The organism is Sutcliffiella horikoshii, assembly GCF_008180725.1.
Classification (GTDB): domain Bacteria; phylum Bacillota; class Bacilli; order Bacillales; family Bacillaceae_I; genus Sutcliffiella_A; species Sutcliffiella_A horikoshii_B.
The window spans coordinates 40,744-57,076 of sequence record NZ_VTEV01000001.1; the positions used below are offsets into that span (position 1 = coordinate 40,744).

General features: G+C 38.5%; 15 protein-coding genes. 14 read left to right on the forward strand and 1 reads right to left on the reverse strand.

Annotated features, from left to right (window positions below; translation table 11 throughout):
- The first annotated feature begins 112 nt into the window (after positions 1-112).
- The 14 genes from FZC76_RS00195 to FZC76_RS00260 all read left to right on the forward strand — a co-directional run bounded on the left by FZC76_RS00195 (position 113) and on the right by FZC76_RS00260 (position 15,357).
- A complete protein-coding gene (locus FZC76_RS00195; protein WP_148986269.1) occupies positions 113-1,927 on the forward strand; it encodes an IucA/IucC family protein in 1,815 nt (604 codons plus the stop codon).
- The gene (locus FZC76_RS00200) at positions 1,905-3,617 is read left to right on the forward strand and encodes an IucA/IucC family protein (protein WP_148986270.1); all 1,713 of its coding nucleotides are present in this window, start codon (positions 1,905-1,907) and stop codon (positions 3,615-3,617) included. Before FZC76_RS00195 ends, FZC76_RS00200 begins: the two co-directional genes overlap by 23 nt.
- Positions 3,618-3,620: 3 nt before the next feature.
- A complete protein-coding gene (locus tag FZC76_RS00205) occupies positions 3,621-4,859 on the forward strand; it encodes an AMP-binding protein (protein ID WP_148986271.1) in 1,239 nt (412 codons plus the stop codon).
- Positions 4,856-5,149: a petrobactin biosynthesis protein AsbD gene (asbD, locus tag FZC76_RS00210; protein ID WP_148986272.1), complete on the forward strand. Its 294-nt coding sequence runs from the start codon at positions 4,856-4,858 to the stop codon at positions 5,147-5,149. Before FZC76_RS00205 ends, asbD begins: the two co-directional genes overlap by 4 nt.
- Positions 5,146-6,117: a DUF6005 family protein gene (locus tag FZC76_RS00215; RefSeq protein ID WP_148986273.1), complete on the forward strand. Its 972-nt coding sequence runs from the start codon at positions 5,146-5,148 to the stop codon at positions 6,115-6,117. Before asbD ends, FZC76_RS00215 begins: the two co-directional genes overlap by 4 nt.
- A gap of 14 nt (positions 6,118-6,131) precedes the next feature.
- Entirely contained in the window at positions 6,132-6,968 is an 837-nt protein-coding gene (locus FZC76_RS00220; RefSeq protein WP_148986274.1) for a sugar phosphate isomerase/epimerase family protein, read from the forward strand.
- Between the two features lie 226 nt (positions 6,969-7,194).
- Positions 7,195-8,532 (forward strand): alkaline phosphatase, encoded by a 1,338-nt coding sequence (locus tag FZC76_RS00225; RefSeq protein WP_148986275.1) that lies wholly within the window; start codon positions 7,195-7,197, stop codon positions 8,530-8,532.
- Between the two features lie 116 nt (positions 8,533-8,648).
- The gene (locus FZC76_RS00230; RefSeq protein WP_148986276.1) at positions 8,649-9,773 is read left to right on the forward strand and encodes an NAD(P)/FAD-dependent oxidoreductase; all 1,125 of its coding nucleotides are present in this window, start codon (positions 8,649-8,651) and stop codon (positions 9,771-9,773) included.
- A 71-nt stretch (positions 9,774-9,844) separates the two neighbouring features.
- Positions 9,845-10,219, forward strand: coding sequence for a nucleotide excision repair endonuclease (locus FZC76_RS00235; RefSeq protein WP_148986277.1), 375 nt, complete (start codon positions 9,845-9,847; stop codon positions 10,217-10,219).
- A gap of 155 nt (positions 10,220-10,374) precedes the next feature.
- Positions 10,375-11,289 carry a hypothetical protein gene (locus FZC76_RS00240; protein ID WP_148986278.1) on the forward strand — a complete coding sequence of 305 codons (915 nt, stop codon included), beginning with the start codon at positions 10,375-10,377 and terminating at the stop codon, positions 11,287-11,289.
- 36 nt (positions 11,290-11,325) lie between these two features.
- Positions 11,326-11,961 (forward strand): DUF4129 domain-containing protein, encoded by a 636-nt coding sequence (locus tag FZC76_RS00245; RefSeq protein WP_148986279.1) that lies wholly within the window; start codon positions 11,326-11,328, stop codon positions 11,959-11,961.
- 18 nt (positions 11,962-11,979) lie between these two features.
- Entirely contained in the window at positions 11,980-13,119 is a 1,140-nt protein-coding gene (locus FZC76_RS00250) for a DUF4350 domain-containing protein (RefSeq protein WP_148986280.1), read from the forward strand.
- Positions 13,116-14,045, forward strand: a complete 930-nt coding sequence (locus tag FZC76_RS00255) for an AAA family ATPase (RefSeq protein ID WP_148986281.1) — start codon at positions 13,116-13,118, stop codon at positions 14,043-14,045. Before FZC76_RS00250 ends, FZC76_RS00255 begins: the two co-directional genes overlap by 4 nt.
- Positions 13,996-15,357: a DUF58 domain-containing protein gene (locus FZC76_RS00260; protein WP_148986282.1), complete on the forward strand. Its 1,362-nt coding sequence runs from the start codon at positions 13,996-13,998 to the stop codon at positions 15,355-15,357. The genes FZC76_RS00255 and FZC76_RS00260 overlap by 50 nt, the downstream gene beginning before the upstream one ends.
- On the opposite strand, the gene FZC76_RS00265 is transcribed toward FZC76_RS00260, so the two are convergent.
- Entirely contained in the window at positions 15,349-16,311 is a 963-nt protein-coding gene (locus FZC76_RS00265; protein ID WP_148986283.1) for a stage II sporulation protein M, read from the reverse strand. The genes FZC76_RS00260 and FZC76_RS00265 overlap by 9 nt on opposite strands.
- Positions 16,312-16,333 lie beyond the last annotated feature (22 nt).

Here is a 16,333-nt window from a genome sequence, read left to right on the forward strand (position 1 = left end):
AATTGATAATAGTTATCATTGAGAATGAATTTCACCAAGAGATTCATTCTTTTTTAAATATAAATGATAATCATTATCATTAAAATAGTAGAAAATTAGAAAGGGTGGCATTATGCATAATTCAGCTAAAAAAATTGCAGAAAAGGCCTCCTACGAAGCCTTTATGAATTGTTATATTCGTGAGGTTGGAGATGTGAATTGGGTAAAGAAAAACGATTTGCTTAAGGTGTTCAAACTGCCCTACATATTAAATGGTAAAGAAGGATTGGAATTGGTACTTCCTTTACAACATATAAGCATGATTATAGAAGTCAATTATCGTTCACTAGTAGGTAAACATAAACTAGGAAGGGTCTACAAATTCTATGATAAAGAAACAGTATGGAAAGAAGAAGAACCTTTAAATTGTATGATTTCATGCATTCAAGAATTGAATCTTCAAGCCAAAAACAATAATTGTCATGAGATGACATCTCATTATGATGAACTTATTTTACGGTTGATTGATAGCTATCATACCATTTGTACATATATGGAAAAATCGGATTTTAAAAATAATAATAAGAATGTAGAAGAATACAGCTTTTTAGAATCAGAGCAATCGCTTTTATTTGGTCATTGGTTGCATCCAACCCCAAAAAGTAGACAAGGGATGGCCACTTGGCAGCATGATCTATATGCACCAGAACTTAAAGGATCCTTTCAGTTACATTATTTTGAAGTAGACCAATCGATTTTGAAAGAAAGGTTCTATGGAGGAGAAGATTCCTCATTAATGAAGATTAAGATTCTGAAGATGACAAAGGAAGGTAAATACCTTTTCCCCATGCACCCATTACAGTCTCAATGGCTTCTGCAACAGGACTACGTACAACAAGCAATGCAGGCTAATCTACTGAAATATGTAGGTCCTATGGGAGACACGTTCTGTGCCACCTCTTCTATAAGAACGGTTTATAACAAAAAGGACAACTGGATGTACAAGTTTTCCATTCCTGTAAAAGTAACAAATTCGATGAGAGTAAACAAGGTGCATGAACTTGAAGCAGGTGTTGTCATGGCGGAATTGTTCAATAGAATAGACTTTTTACAAAAGCACAAATGCTTCCGTGTATTGAATGATCCGATTTCCTTGTCTCTTAACCTTCCTGGGAAAATAGAAAATGGTTTTGAAGTTATTCTTCGGTCCAATCCATTTAAAGATGGTGAAGGGAAAGGGGTTCATTCCATTGCGGCATTGGTTCAAGATCCACTCCCTGAAGAACAATCATTAATGGAACAATTAGTTCAAAACATTTCCCGTACGTATCAACTAAACACGGAAGAAGCGAGCTTTCAATGGTTTCAAAAGTATTGGCACTGTTCGGTTGTGCCAATGATTTCTTTGTATGATGAATTTGGATTGGCATTAGAGGCACACCAGCAAAATAGTTTGGTGGATGTATCAAATGGGTTCCCTACTCACTATTACTTTAGGGATAATCAAGGTTATTATCTATCAAATTCGAAGAGAGAAAAGCTTGAGAGAATGGTTGTTAACTTGAAGAACGCACCGGAACTATTTTACGACGAAGAAATGATTCAACATCGTTTTACCTATTATCTTTTTATTAACCATATCTTTTCCATCATATACAGGATGGGAGAGGATGGTTTGATAGCGGAAGAAAAATTAGTCCAATGGATGATCAAAGAACTGAATAATCTTAAACAGGGATTGTCTGAGGAAGGAAAAAGATTTGTCCATTTTTTATTAAACAACAAGGTACTTCCTTGCAAAGCAAACCTTTTAACACGTTTTCATGATGTAGATGAACTTTTGACTGATTTGGAACAGGCCGTCTATACTTCCATGCCAAATCCAATTTACTTCATGCAATCCATGGAAAAAAAGGAGAAACATTATGCCACAGCAAGTAGCGTCTAATACGGAAAAGAGGGTAATCAAACAGTTGTTAGAGGCGATAGTCTTTGAAAAGTTGCTCCCATTTAGAGTAATGGAGGAAGATTCCAAAACTCATATCACCATATTTGGTAGTAATATTCGTATTTACTCAGAAGCGACGCACTCTTCTTTTGGAAGAATTCGACTAAATGAATGCACGATTAATATTACAGACCTACATGGGCATCAAACACCTGAACCAATAAGGGAAATTGTCTCACAGCTAACAAGTAATCAAAAAATGCAAGACAACTTGATAGAGGAGTTACAACAAACCATTTTGCTTGGTGACTGGAATGAGGAAAATCTTGAGCAACCATGTAGGCATGAACTTTCCTATGAAGAGTTGGAGTCAGCCATCATGGAAGGGCACCCCTACCATCCTTGTTTTAAGGCAAGGACTGGTTTTAATACATATGATCATGAAGTATATGGTCCAGAGGCGCGTCAATCTTTTCAGTTATGGTGGGTTGCTGTCAAACGGGATTATGTGAGAACCTCCCTTCCAAACTCAGAAGAAGCATTCTTACAAGATGAAGTCGGTGAAAAAACTTATTCCTTACTCCTTGATCGTCTGAACATGGCGGGAGGTACAATCAAATCTTACTCACTGTTTCCTGTGCATCCTTGGCAATGGAAGAACAAAATTCAACAAGAAGTAAAATTTCTTAGACCGGATGATATTATCCCACTTGGATATGCTGGTGACTTTTATCGAGCAACGCAATCTGTTAGAACATTGTGGAATGAGACACAGCCTGAAAAGGCACACATAAAACTACCGTTAAACATGGTGAACACTTCATCATTAAGACTCATAGAACCTCATTCCGTCTGTACCGCTCCCACACTTTCCACCTGGTTGGTGAATTTGATAGAGTCTGATAGTTATCTGTCAGAGAGTCTGGCTATTTTGCCTGAATATGCCGGTATGGTGGCTATGGAGGAATTTCCGAACATTTCTGGTCACTTGGCCGCTATCTGGAGGACCAGTCCAACTAGTTCCGTTATGGGATTAGAAAGCGCCGTACCAATGAATGCAATGGCATTACTAGAAAAAGACGGAAAGCCCTTTATCCTGCCTTGGCTTGAGCGTTACGGTATGAAGAAATGGGTGGAGCAATTTGTAAAAGTTACAGTTGTCCCAATATGGCACTTGCTCGTATCAGAGGGAGTGGCTCTAGAAGCACATGCTCAGAATATGATTCTTGTGCATGAAAATGGCTGGCCGAAAAGAGTGATCTTGCGGGATTTTCATGAAAGCTTGGAATATGTGTATGATTTCCTGAAACAGCCTGAGTTAGCTCCGAATTTTACAGAACTACATCCATGCTATGAACATGCACCGAATGATGAGTATTATTGGATGTCCTCGGTAGAAGGATTAAGGGAATTGATTATGGATACTTTATTTGTTTTTCACTTAAGTGAACTATCCTTCCTACTAAGTCATCACATGGATTTTGCAGAAGCGGATTTCTGGAAAGAAGTTCGAGATGCAATACAAACTCATTTTCTACATCACCCTCCATTACAAGAAAGAAATAAACAACTTTTCGCTGACAAAGAAAAAATCTTCACAGAGTCTCTTTTTACTAGAAAAGTTGGTATGGATAAAAGGGAATATCGTCATCCTGTTAACAACAGCTTATTTAATGAAGGGAAGTTATAATAGATGTTTTTTATTAACGACAAGTACTATTCAAAGAATGATGTTGAAAAACAATTTGAACACTTTGATCAAATGAACGTACTACATGATTGCAGAAAAAAAAGAATCTCAGTGTGTACAGAAAACGTCTTTGAGGGCTTGGCACTTTGTTTATATATAAAAGAAAAAGGTGGCTCCGTTGTACCTATTCATGCTGCTACCCCAAGAGATGCAGCAATACGCATCGCACACAAAAGCTCTAGTCACATTTTGATGTATGATTCTTTTCAAGCTCCTATTTTAATGATAAATGACAGGGAAGAAAAGCAAGGTGTACTTGTCCAAATGAGCTCAGGCACAACAGGTGAACCTAAATGTTTAGAACGACCATGGGAAGACATTCAGGAAGAGATAGAAAACTATAATGAGAGTTTGCCGGTGGATATAGGGACTATACCGATCATTGCATGCCCTACCTCCCATTCATACGGCTTTATCAGTGGAGTACTTACTGCTTTAGAGCGAGATATAGCTCCTATCATTATTAGTAACCTGAACCCCAAATATGTTTTAAAGAAATTAGTGGAAACGCCAAACCATATTTTATATGCTTCGCCTGCATTTTTACATACTTTAACCAAGCTCTCACCTCAAGGTTTTTCCTTTCAATATGTCATGACATCAGGCATGTTAATGTCTGCTGTTTGTCTGGACGACTTGAAAAGAAAATCCAATCGAGTTTTGCAACAGTATGGGTGTTCAGAAGCAGGGTGTATTGCCATTAACCCTGATGTACAGAGTCCATGTGAAATGGGATTTCCGCTGGAGCATTTTAAAGTTAGAGCAGGAAAAGATAGGGACCATCCCAAAGAGGTGATACTGCAAGGAAGATCAATATCTATCCATACGAATGATATAGGTTATTTTAACGAAGTAGGCTCTTTATGCCTTCTTGGAAGATTGGATGACATGATTAACGTAGCGGGACTTAATGTATATCCACAAGAGGTAGAAGAAATAATTCTGAAGGAACCAAACATCGAAGAAGTGATTGCCTACAAAAAACCAGATGCATTTGCAGGGGAGAGAGTATGTGTTCAATTTGTGGCTTCATCGTTTGTAGAAGAGTCCCAATTAAGGGATTGGTGCGTAAAGCAATTGGCCCCACATCAAGTTCCAGTTGAATTTACACAGGTTGAAAAAATTCCAACACTGCCAAATGGAAAGATTAGTAGAAAGCTAGTAGGAGAGATGATGGGATGAAAGAGTGTTTAAGCAGAGAAGAACTTTATCATGCTGTTTACGATATTTTAAAACATAAATTAACTATACCAACATGGAAATCTTATAAGGAAAGCGCAAGATTGAATGAGGATCTTTATCTGGATTCCATAATGATATTACAACTTATTTTACATGTAGAGTTAGATCTGGGAATAAGCATACCAGATGACATGCTTGCGCCTAAAGACTTCCATACCGTTGAATCATTATTGAATTTTTTGGAGAAAGTGAGTTCCGAGCGATCTCTAGAAAAGGAGGGCCAAGTATGATTAAAGTTCATTGCTTTGTAAGCTGTGTATGTGAAGTTATCAAAAAAACGGAAGGCGTGGACCATCGCCCCTTTTACTTTGGAGTATGGGATGCTGATTTTGATGTCACACCAGATGGCACCTTAAGCTACCATTCTGAAAACATTGATCACGACTTTTTTAAATCTTGGTATGAATTGCTTTATGGTATTAAGATACAAAGATGGTATGACGAAACAAAGACAAAATCTACTAATATGATGACTTTGCTGGAATTGATAAAAAATAAACCGAGTTACCGCTCCATCATGGTTATGCTCGATCTTTCCATGCTTCCTGAGCGTGAAAATAAGTTTCATCAAAGTCCATTCCCACACTATGTCATGTTAGAGGAAACAGAGGATCCAGATGAATGGTTTATGTTTGATCCAGATTTTAGGTGGGAAGGTAGATTGTCTAAACAAAAAATAATGGATGCTATTATGGCTCCGGCAGTAAAGGGCGGGTATTACTTTGATGCGGAGCATATTAATCCAACTAGTCCTGAAACCATACAGGCTTATTTTCAAACATGTATGAAACTTAATGAAAATCCAATGTCTGAAGCAATCCGCCATATAGTAGACTTATTTTCAAAAGGCTCACAAAAGCATAGAAGAACTGAACTTAAGGATGCCCTTAAGCAAATACCTGTCTTGGCAATTAGAAAATATGCCTATGAACATGCCTTCGCATTCTTCTGGGAGGCTAACGGTTATACAGAGGAATGGTTTGAAGAGTGGTGCGATGAAATAGAAAAGCTTGTAAAAGGGTTTACTGCCATACAATATCGTGCGATGAAATATGCGATGACTGGTGATGAAAACGTGTTAAATGATATCCATATAAAATTAACTCAACAAGAAAAACTGGAATATTCGATTAAGGGCGGCCTTAGAGATTGTTTTGAAGCTTGGATGATCATGAATCAATCCAAAGTACTGGCTTGAAGGAGGTAATGTATATGAATTTATCTTTATGTACCATCTCATTTCGACACCATCTCCAATCTATGAAAGACATAGCAGAATGGGCACAGTCAAACAATTTTCAAGGTATAGAGATTTGGGGCATTCATGCTAAGCATATGAAAGACGATCCACACTATAATAGTGATTGGTTGGCATCGTATAACCTATATACAAGTATGTTAAGCGACTATCTTCCTCTTCACATGTCACATAAGGAACTTCTCCGTGCAACGATGGAATTGAGCGAGCTTGGTCACCATTGGGGAACACATAAGTTAAGAACTTTTGCCGGGCACCGTGCGAGTTCCTCGTTGAATAAGCAAGAGCGTAAATCAATAGTTGCGAAATTAAAATTAATTTGTCAGGAGCTAGAAAGAGAAAATCAACTTCTACTATTAGAAACGCATCCTAATACCCTGACCGACACGGTACCATCTACATTAAAACTATTGGAGGAAGTAAATCATCCTGCTTTAAAAATTAACTTTGATGTATTACACATATGGGAATCAGGAGCGAATCCAATAGAAGCTTTATTTGAACTAAAACCATTTATTAAGCACTTTCATTTTAAAAATATTTCCTCTAAAAGCAAACTAGATGTATTTAATCCACACAATGTATATGCCGCAGCAGGCTCAAGGGAAGGGATGACCCCTTTATTTGAAGGAATCCTTGACTATGAGGAATTTGTAAAAACCGCTTCCTGCATGACAGAGGTTGATGCGTCTCTAGAATGGTTCGGTGGCAATGTAAAAGAGGTGCTAGAGAAAGATGCAAAAAGAATTATTCATTTAACTAAAGAGGTCAATAGGTTGTATGTTAGTTAAACAATTTATTAACTCTGTATTTACACATGTTACGGTCAAGAAATAAATTTTAGCCCTTATTTCACTTGCGTTATTATAGAAGACTATATATACTTTCCGACGAATCGTAAATTAGTAGAAAATACCCTTATTTTTGTAAAATAGCATTAATAGAATCTTCATTCCTCCTTTACTTTTACTTGTTAACCTGAGCATGTAGCAAAAATTGCTGAGGGAGGAAAAAGTCATGTTCAAAAAAGTCGCAAGTGTGGCAGTCGCAGCAGGATTGGTATTTTCAGGTGTACAAGTAAGTGTGGGAATGGATAAAGCGGAAGCCAAAAAAGAAGCTGTCAATGTACAACAGAAACAAGGCAAAGTCAAAAATGTCATTTATATGATTCCAGATGGATACAATGCCGGTTATGCAACAAACTACCGGTGGTATAAAGGCGAGGAATCTTCTTTCGATCAACATGTAAAAGGATTGATCAAAACGCATTCAGCAGACACCGAAGTAACGGATTCTGCAGCAGCAGGTACCGCAATGGCAACTGGCGTAAAGACAAATAACGGGATGGTGGGCGTGACTCCTGATGGCGAAGAAGTAGATTCCATTTTAGATGCCGCAGAAGCATCTAAAAAATCAACCGGACTAGTTGCAACATCTACTATTACTCATGCAACTCCTGCAGTATTTGGAGCAAGTGTTGCTTCTCGTTCTGATGAATCCTCTATTGCCCCGCAATATTTTGATAACGGCGTAGATGTCATACTTGGCGGGGGAAGAGACTACTTTCTTAGTAAAGAAAATGGTGGAAAGCAACCTGAGGGCGACTTGGTTGAGCAAGCAAAAAAGAACGGCTATCAATATGCTTCGAACAAAGAAGAATTAAAAAATGCAAAAGGAGAAAAGTTACTAGGTTTGTTTGCCAACGATGCGATGTCTCCTGAGATGCACCGTAACGAAACGGATGAACCAAGCCTGGCTGAAATGACCAACACAGCAATTGATACATTGAGCAAAAATAAACAAGGTTTCTTTTTAATGGTAGAAGGTTCTCAAATTGATTGGGCAGGGCATGCTCATGACTCGGCATGGGCCATGACTGATTCCGAATCATTTGACAAAGCTGTGGAAGCGGCTTTAGAATTTGCAGAAAAAGATGGAAATACATTGGTTGTTGTAGCAGGTGACCATGAAACAGGTGGAATGTCCGTCGGTGCTAACGGTGAATATGACTTAAAAATAGATGTCCTAGATAGCGTAACAGCAACAGGTAACAAAATGGCAAGCGAACTTAATAACGATAAAAGTAATATCAAAGAAGTGGTAAAGAAATATACTTCCATGGATTTAACAGAAGATGAAGTAGAGAAAATCAAAATGGCAGAAAAGCCTTATATTGCAATTAATGAAGTAGTAAGTGACCGTGCTCTTATCGGATGGACAACTACGGCACATACAGGAACAGACTTACCGGTTTATGCCTTTGGACCACACTCAGATAAATTTAGCGGATTATTGGACAACACCGATCTTCCTAAATTAATGGCAGAAGCAATGAAAATTAAGTTTAATAGGTAATTTGCAAACCCTTTTCTTGTAAAAGAAAAGGGTTTTTCTGTAGAGAAAAATTGAGCGCGGATTAAAAATCCTGTACACTTATAAAACAAACATATCAGAAAAGGTGCTATTTAATAATGAAAAATATCGTAATTATTGGGGCTGGGATTCTTGGGGCCTCCACCGCTTATCATTTAGCAAAAGCTGGCGAGAATGTAACAGTAATTGACCGTTTTGATAAAGGACAATCAACAGATGCCGCTGCAGGAATTATCTGCCCTTGGATTTCGCAGCGTCGTAATAAAGCCTGGTATAACATGGTGAAAAACGGTGCGAAGTATTATCCAGCTTTAATCGATCAGCTAGAAAAAGATGGAGAAACAGAAACTGGATATAACCGTGTTGGGGCAATTAGCTTACATAATGATAAAGAAAAACTCGAGAAAATGGCAGAAAGAGCCATTAAAAGAAGAGAAGAAGCTCCTGAAATTGGCGAGGTGACAATCTTAAGTACAGAAAAAACGAAAGAACTCTTTCCAGTGTTGTCAGAAGGTTTCGGCTCCGTCCACATTTCCGGAGGAGCAAAGGTCAATGGTCGCGCCCTTCGCAACGCTCTTAATAATGGTGCTAAAAAGCATGGGGCTAAGTTCATTGATAGCGATGCTTGCCTTGATGTCAAAGATAACCAGGTGACAGGTGTAAAGCTTGGAGAACAGAGAGTAGAAGCAGACTTAATCATTGTGACGGGTGGTGCCTGGTCACAGGAACTCTTTCAAGAGTTGGGAATGAATTTTGATGTGGTCCCTCAAAAAGCACAAATTGTTCACTTGGAGATCGATACGAAACAAACCAAAGATTGGCCTGTCGTCATGCCTCCAAATAATCAGTACATCCTAAGTTTTGATGAAGGTAGGATTGTGGTAGGGGCAACACATGAAGACAATACAGGATTTGACACAAGGGTTACTGCAGGTGGCATGAATGAGATCTTGAGTAAGGCTTTGGAGATTGCACCAGGTTTAGCAGAGGGAACCTTACTGGAAACGAGGGTAGGATTCCGTCCGTTTACACCAGGTTTTCTTCCGGTAATCGGCAAGCTTCCAAATCACGATAATGTCTTAATTGCCAATGGCCTTGGGGCTTCAGGACTAACCAGCGGGCCCTTTTTAGGAGCTGAGTTAGCTAGGCTCGCCACTGGACAACAAACGGTTCTTGATATCAGTAACTATGATGTAGGAGGAGCCATTAAATCCCTTGGATAAAAACAATTATAGCTATTATTATTTCGTTGTGTTACCATGAATTTCTACTGAAAAAGAGGACGTGACTAACTATGATAAAAATCACCATACCAAATCCTAGTGTATCCATTACGGAACGCCAGCAGATTCGTACAAATGATGAACCAATTATTACACCGATAAATGGCTTTATTGATTTTCATAAAATTCCACGGGACCAAGGCGGAATCTATATGTTTTATAATATCAATGAAGATTTATTGTTCGTTGGAAAAGCGAGAAAGCTTCGCCAACGAATCAAAAAACATTTTGAGGACAATGTATCCCCAATCAAAAACCACCGCGATGAAGTATATCGCATAGACGTGTGTATCGTAGAAGACCCTATGGAAAGAGAAATTTATGAAACATACATCGCTAACACACTTCAAGCAAAGTATAATGTTGAAAAAGTTTTCTATAAATAAACTCAAAATGAAAGGCCGTTCTCCCCACTAGAGAACGGCCTTTCATTTTTTCTAAATCTGCATATTTTTTCGCAATATTGTTCTCGAATTATGCTAGATTAATGGTAAAATAGTCGATATGACAACATTTGGAATAGTTAAAGGGAGGAAAAGAAGTGAACAGTAATTTTAATAAACCAAAAGGGTTCGGTGAGATTCTAGATCAGACGTTTAAAATCAGTAAATACAAGTTTAAAGACTTTTTCTTCATTTTATTACTTTTGGTTGGTCCCATTTATCTTCTGCAAGCAATGATTGAATTGGCGGCAGGGAAAAGCTTCATAAGACAAGAAGGCGGCGGGGGAGCTTGGTATGAAGAGATGATAAGGAATATGGAGATGTCGGAAGAAGTCTCTTTATCTTCTAATCTTGCAGCTGACATTGGAATATTATTTGTTTCATTATTGGTATTGTTTACATATCCTGTCGCTCAAGCTGCAATTATCTTCGGCGTTAATCATATTAACCATAATCGAGAGTTTACCGTCAGTACAATAGTTAAACAAGCATTTGGACGGTTTTTTCCAATGATTGGTTCTTCTCTGTTATATGTACTTATAGCGTTTGGTATCATATTTGGATTCACGATGACAGGGATATTTACTTCCGTTCTTGTGTTTGCAATAGATGTGATTGCAGGAATCATTGTATCCATCGTTATGACTGCTAGTTTATTGCTAATCGGCGCATTTCTCCTTACAAGATGGAGTTTCTTCTTCGGATCTGTTGTATTAGATAAGAATTCTCCGGGTTTAACAAGAAGCTGGCGTTTATCCAAAGGTAGAACATTTAAGTTAATGGGTCTTTACATTATTTTCTTTCTTATAACTACTTCCATAGGTGTAGCAATTGAATTATCGTTCTCAGCTTTCCTTGGAAACAGTGTACTTCTTGGCTTAATTGTCAGTTTTACCACTCTTTTTACAACACTCATAATGGCAGTAGGGTACGCTGTCATGTATCTAGATTTGAAAGTTCGTCATGATGCAGATGATTTGAGAGAGCTCATTGATGATTATCATATTGGATAAACCCCGACTCCTTTGGAAAAGGACAGGTGATATAACGTGCTTAAAGAACCAAAAGCAAGAGAACAAATAGAAGAAATCCTAGATCAACAAGAATATCAAGCGTTTAATAATGATTCTAGAAATACCTTGCAAATTTGGTGGGATGAATTAAAAGCATGGCTCGCAGATTTACTTTCAAGACTTTTCCCTTCCATGGAAAATACAAGCGGAACAGCAGGGAATATATTGATTTTTGTCATCATCCTTGTAATCGTACTATTAGCGGCTTGGATCATTACTTACCTTGTAAGTAGTAATCGAAATAGACGTAATAAAGTCACTAAACCTTTTCAATCAGGTGAGGAGTTAGATTGGTCTTTTCACCAACATGTTGCGGAAGCAAAGAAATACGAAGATGTGGAAGACTATTCACTTGCAACTAGACATCTATTTTTGGGATTATTACTCAACTTCCATGAACGCAATTGGCTTGTAGCAAAAATTTGGAAAACGAATTGGGAGTATTATGATGAGTTAAGAAGAGAACAGAGAGAACTGGCTGAATTTTTCTTTAATTTTGCCCTTTTGTTCGACAGAGGAACTTATGGCAAACAAAAAATTGGAAAAGACGACTATTTATCTTACCGTGATATCGCATTGAAGTGGATAAATGATACAGACCAAGATCTTTAAAAGGAAGGAGAGGGGGACTTGAACGGAATTACCACTAAGAAAAAAGGTTGGATATGGCTTGGAGTTCTACTCGTTCTTTTTGCAATCTGCTCCTACCTTGTTCTATCCCAAAAGCAGGAAGAATTCTCACCATATGATTCAGAATCTCCTTCACCTACTGGTTTGAAAGCTTTCTACAGCTATCTGCAAAACGAAGTTGAGATGGTGAATAGATGGGAAAAACCCCCGAATTTGTTGCCTGATAAAGAAAGACGACAGGTATTGTTGATGGTTGAGCCATACTTTACTCCAGATACAAAGACGATGGAATCTTATATTGATTTCTTGGAAAAAGGGAACACCATCCTTTTATTTAAAAATAATCCAAAAGGATATTTTGATATTCGCACAACCTTTGTTGATTCAATGTTCCCTGAGCAAACCATCAATGATGCAAGTCAAACCAACTTTGTAGGGGATATTCATTCTCCTGTAAGGATAGAGCCGGCAGTAGAAGATGAAATACTTTTTTCCGATCCACTCGGTGATGTATCCGTTAAGCGGAAGTATGGAGATGGAACACTCATCGTAGCATTAACGCCTCATTGGCTAACCAATCAAGAAATTTTAAAAAAGGATCATCTCCCTCTTGTACTCAGCCTAATTCAAGAAGAAGGGTTAAATAATGACACAATCATTCTCTTTGATGAGTATAACCATGGGGAAACTGGCACATCTTCTATAGATGTCTACCAAGACTGGTTCTTGTTGTTACTCTTCCAGGGAATGCTAGTGGCAATTTTACTTCTTTGGAACCAAGGCAAGAGATTCGGACCGATATTACAGCCTCGTGAGGAAACAGTCAGGTATAGTGATGAAAGTCTTCGAGCTTTAGCTGCATGGTACCTAAAAGGAAATGCTTATCAGGATTCTCTGAGCAATCAGGCGGAATATGTAAAATACTTGCTGCAAGAAAGATGGGGAATTCCATATAACAGGGACTGGAAAGAGTGTGCAGTCTTCTTGCATAAGAGATGGAAAACAAAAGAAGATGAGAAAATAGATTTATTTACTTATCAATTAACACAGGTGTTGGCAAAAGAGAAAATTACAAAACAAGAATATCTTGAATGGTCAAAACAATTAGATACCTTAAGGAAAGAGGTGGAAGAGGGATGAAAGTAGAATTAGCATCTCTTCTTGAGAAATATGAGGAAAGAATACTAGGTCAACATTTGAATTTGAAACTTTTACTTTCTTCCGTACTGGCAGGTGGCCACGTTTTATTAGAGGGGGTACCAGGTACCGGGAAAACACAAATGGTGCGAACCCTTGCCAGCTTGTTGGGCGGTAAATTCAATCGCATTCAATTTACCCCAGACCTTTTACCAAGTGATATTACGGGAAGTTCCATTTACAATATGAAAGAAGGAAACTTTGAAACATTGAAGGGACCTATTTTCAGCAACATTCTCCTTGCAGATGAGATTAATAGGACCCCTGCAAAAACGCAGGCTGCCCTGCTTGAGGCGATGGAAGAGAAACAAGTTACAATTCATGGCGAGACATTTCCTTTAGCTGATGTGTTTTTTGTGGTTGCCACCCAAAATCCAATTGAATTTGAAGGAACATATCCGCTACCGGAAGCACAGCAAGACCGCTTTCTTTTCAAGCTACGTATTGATTTCCCTAGCCTTGAAGAAGAAACGGCAGTTCTGAAACAAGTAATGGAAAATAAATTTACTCAAACAGATAAAAAGCCAGTATTAGATATGGAAACTTTCCTAAACATTAGAAAAGAGATTCAGCAAGTTACCCTAAGTGAAAGCATCCTTGATTATGTCATGCAAATCGTTCGTAACACTCGTGAGTCGGATTCTATCAGGTTCGGAGCCAGCACTCGTGCAGGAATTTCCATCGGAAAAGCGGCACAGGCATGGGCTTACTTGAGCAACCGCAACTATGTAACTCCTGATGATATTAAAATGGTGACAAAACCTGCACTTCGTCACAGAATTCAATTATCTCCTCATATGGAATTGGAGGGAGCGACTGTTGAACAAATCATTGAAGAACTTGTGGGGTCGATTCCTGTTCCGAGATAAAGGGATTCTTCCAACTAGTAGACTAGTTCTCTTACTTTCTTTACTTTCTTTGACTTTTATTCTATTGAGTCTTTTTGTGAACATTTCTTGGCCAATTATCTTCCTATCAAATCTATTTGTTATTCTTTTTAGTTTGGTGGACCTTGTACTTACACCAAATAAAAAAGCACTCAATATGACGAGAACGATTCCTAGCGAAATGGAAAGGGGAGTTAGCTATCCTGTTAACATAGTGGTGGAGAATCCAACGGAATATGATATGAACGTTGAAATAAAGGATGGTATTCCTCAGTCCTTTTTTCGGCCGTTTCCTTTTACCGGTAAGGTAGAAAAAAACACTAGAAAGCAACTTACCTATCACACCACTGCGCCTGTTAGAGGAGAGTATCTTGTTTCACACCTGTATTTACGATATCAAAGTAGGATTGGCCTTTGGCAAAAGCAAATGAAATTTGTAAAGGAAGATACGATAAAAGTAATTCCGGATATGACAGAAACCAAACAGTACTTGGAGAATGCCCAAAAATTTCTGATTCATGAAGGTATTGCTATTCGAAAGCAGAAAAGCGGCGTTGGGGAATTTTCTAAAATACGCTCTTACGTGGTTGGAGATGATCCAAGGAAAATTAACTGGCGTCAAACGGCCAAATTACAGGAAGTCATGACAAATGAGTATGAACCAGAGCACGGTAAATACATCACCATCCTAATCGACTGTGGAAGAATGATGGGGGCAGAACTGAAAAAGGGCAACCGTTTGGAGCGGTCATTAGAAGCAGCCTTGACGGTTGCTGCAGCTGCATTGCAAAAAGGGGATTATGTCGCGGTACTTGCTTTTTCTAAAAAGGTGAAGGCATATATCCCGCCGGCAAAAGGGTTGTCCCACTTGCAAACTATCCTGAAAACTATTTATAACGTTCAAGTCGATGCTGCAGAATCCAATTATGCTGAAGTCTTTCAATACTTACAGCTTGTTCAAAAGAAGAGAAGCCTTATCCTATTATTCAGCGACGTTAAAACATTTCTGTATGAGGAAAGCGCCTTAATCTACCTTAAGAAGGTAAGGCAAAGGCATTTGTTCTTGATGATTGGAGTAGAGGATGAGATATTGCGTAAAAGAGCAGCGAACCCTGTAACCTCCTTAGATGAAACAATGGTGAAAGGGGTCGCACAGCAACAACTATTAAGGAAGAAACGAGAGAAAGCAAAGTGGGAAAAACAAGGCCTCCTGATGACGGAGACCCGTGAGGAACGGCTTTCAACAATCGCTGTATCTCATTATATCGATACTATGAACAGAGGATTATTGTAAATGGGTTTTACGAAGCTTAAGACTGCCTAAAGCAACATAAAGTATTAATCCCATTACAGTCAGTCCAGCAACCAAATACTTGGCTTCCAACGATATGGCAGCAGGGGTAATGAATCCTTCAATTATCCCTGCTATGATAAACAATGGTATCGTTCCAAGTAACAATTGCACAGAACGTTTAGCATTCCACTTCAACTGATAGCCTCGCGAATATTCACCAGGTACAAAAAGCTTGTACCCCATTAATAACCCAGCGCCGCCGGCAATGAAAATCGCTGTCAGTTCAATCATCCCATGTGGAACAATGTAAGCCCAAAACTCGTATGTTTTATCATAATGCCAAAACAGTGCAGCGATCGCGCCAACAATGATTCCATTGTAGATTAATACATAAACTGTCAACAACCCAAAGGTTATCCCGCCGGCAAATGCAAGGATAGCAACTTGAATATTATTGGTCAGTATACTTGCGGACATGACAGGGGCATCCACCATCCCGTCACTGTCACCCAGTTTTTCAGGATCAAAGTTTTGTGCCATGTCTCCTGGTAGAATGGAATACAGATAGAGTGGATCATACAGGACGGCAAAATAACTTCCAAGTCCCCCAATTGTAAAAAGAAGCATAGCTACCATAACAAACTTCCATTGCTCGAAAAGGAGTCCAATAAACTTATGGCCCAAAAAGTCGCTTGCTTGCTTCCAACTCGTTATCTGATCTTTGTATAGAAGATTATGAGCCTTGGATACAAGTCCATTTAGGTAAGATGTGACTTCTTCCTCTGGAAAATATGTTTGACTATAAGATAAGTGCTGTGCCGCCTTTTGGTAGAGACTGTGAAATCGTTCGAGGTTCTTTCCCGTAATATTCTTTCGCTTATGTAAATCAGATGCTAGTTTTTCTAGCTCCTTCCACTGGCTGCGGTGTTGTTTAATAAATTGTTTGACATTCATCTTTTACACCTCGTGTCTCATT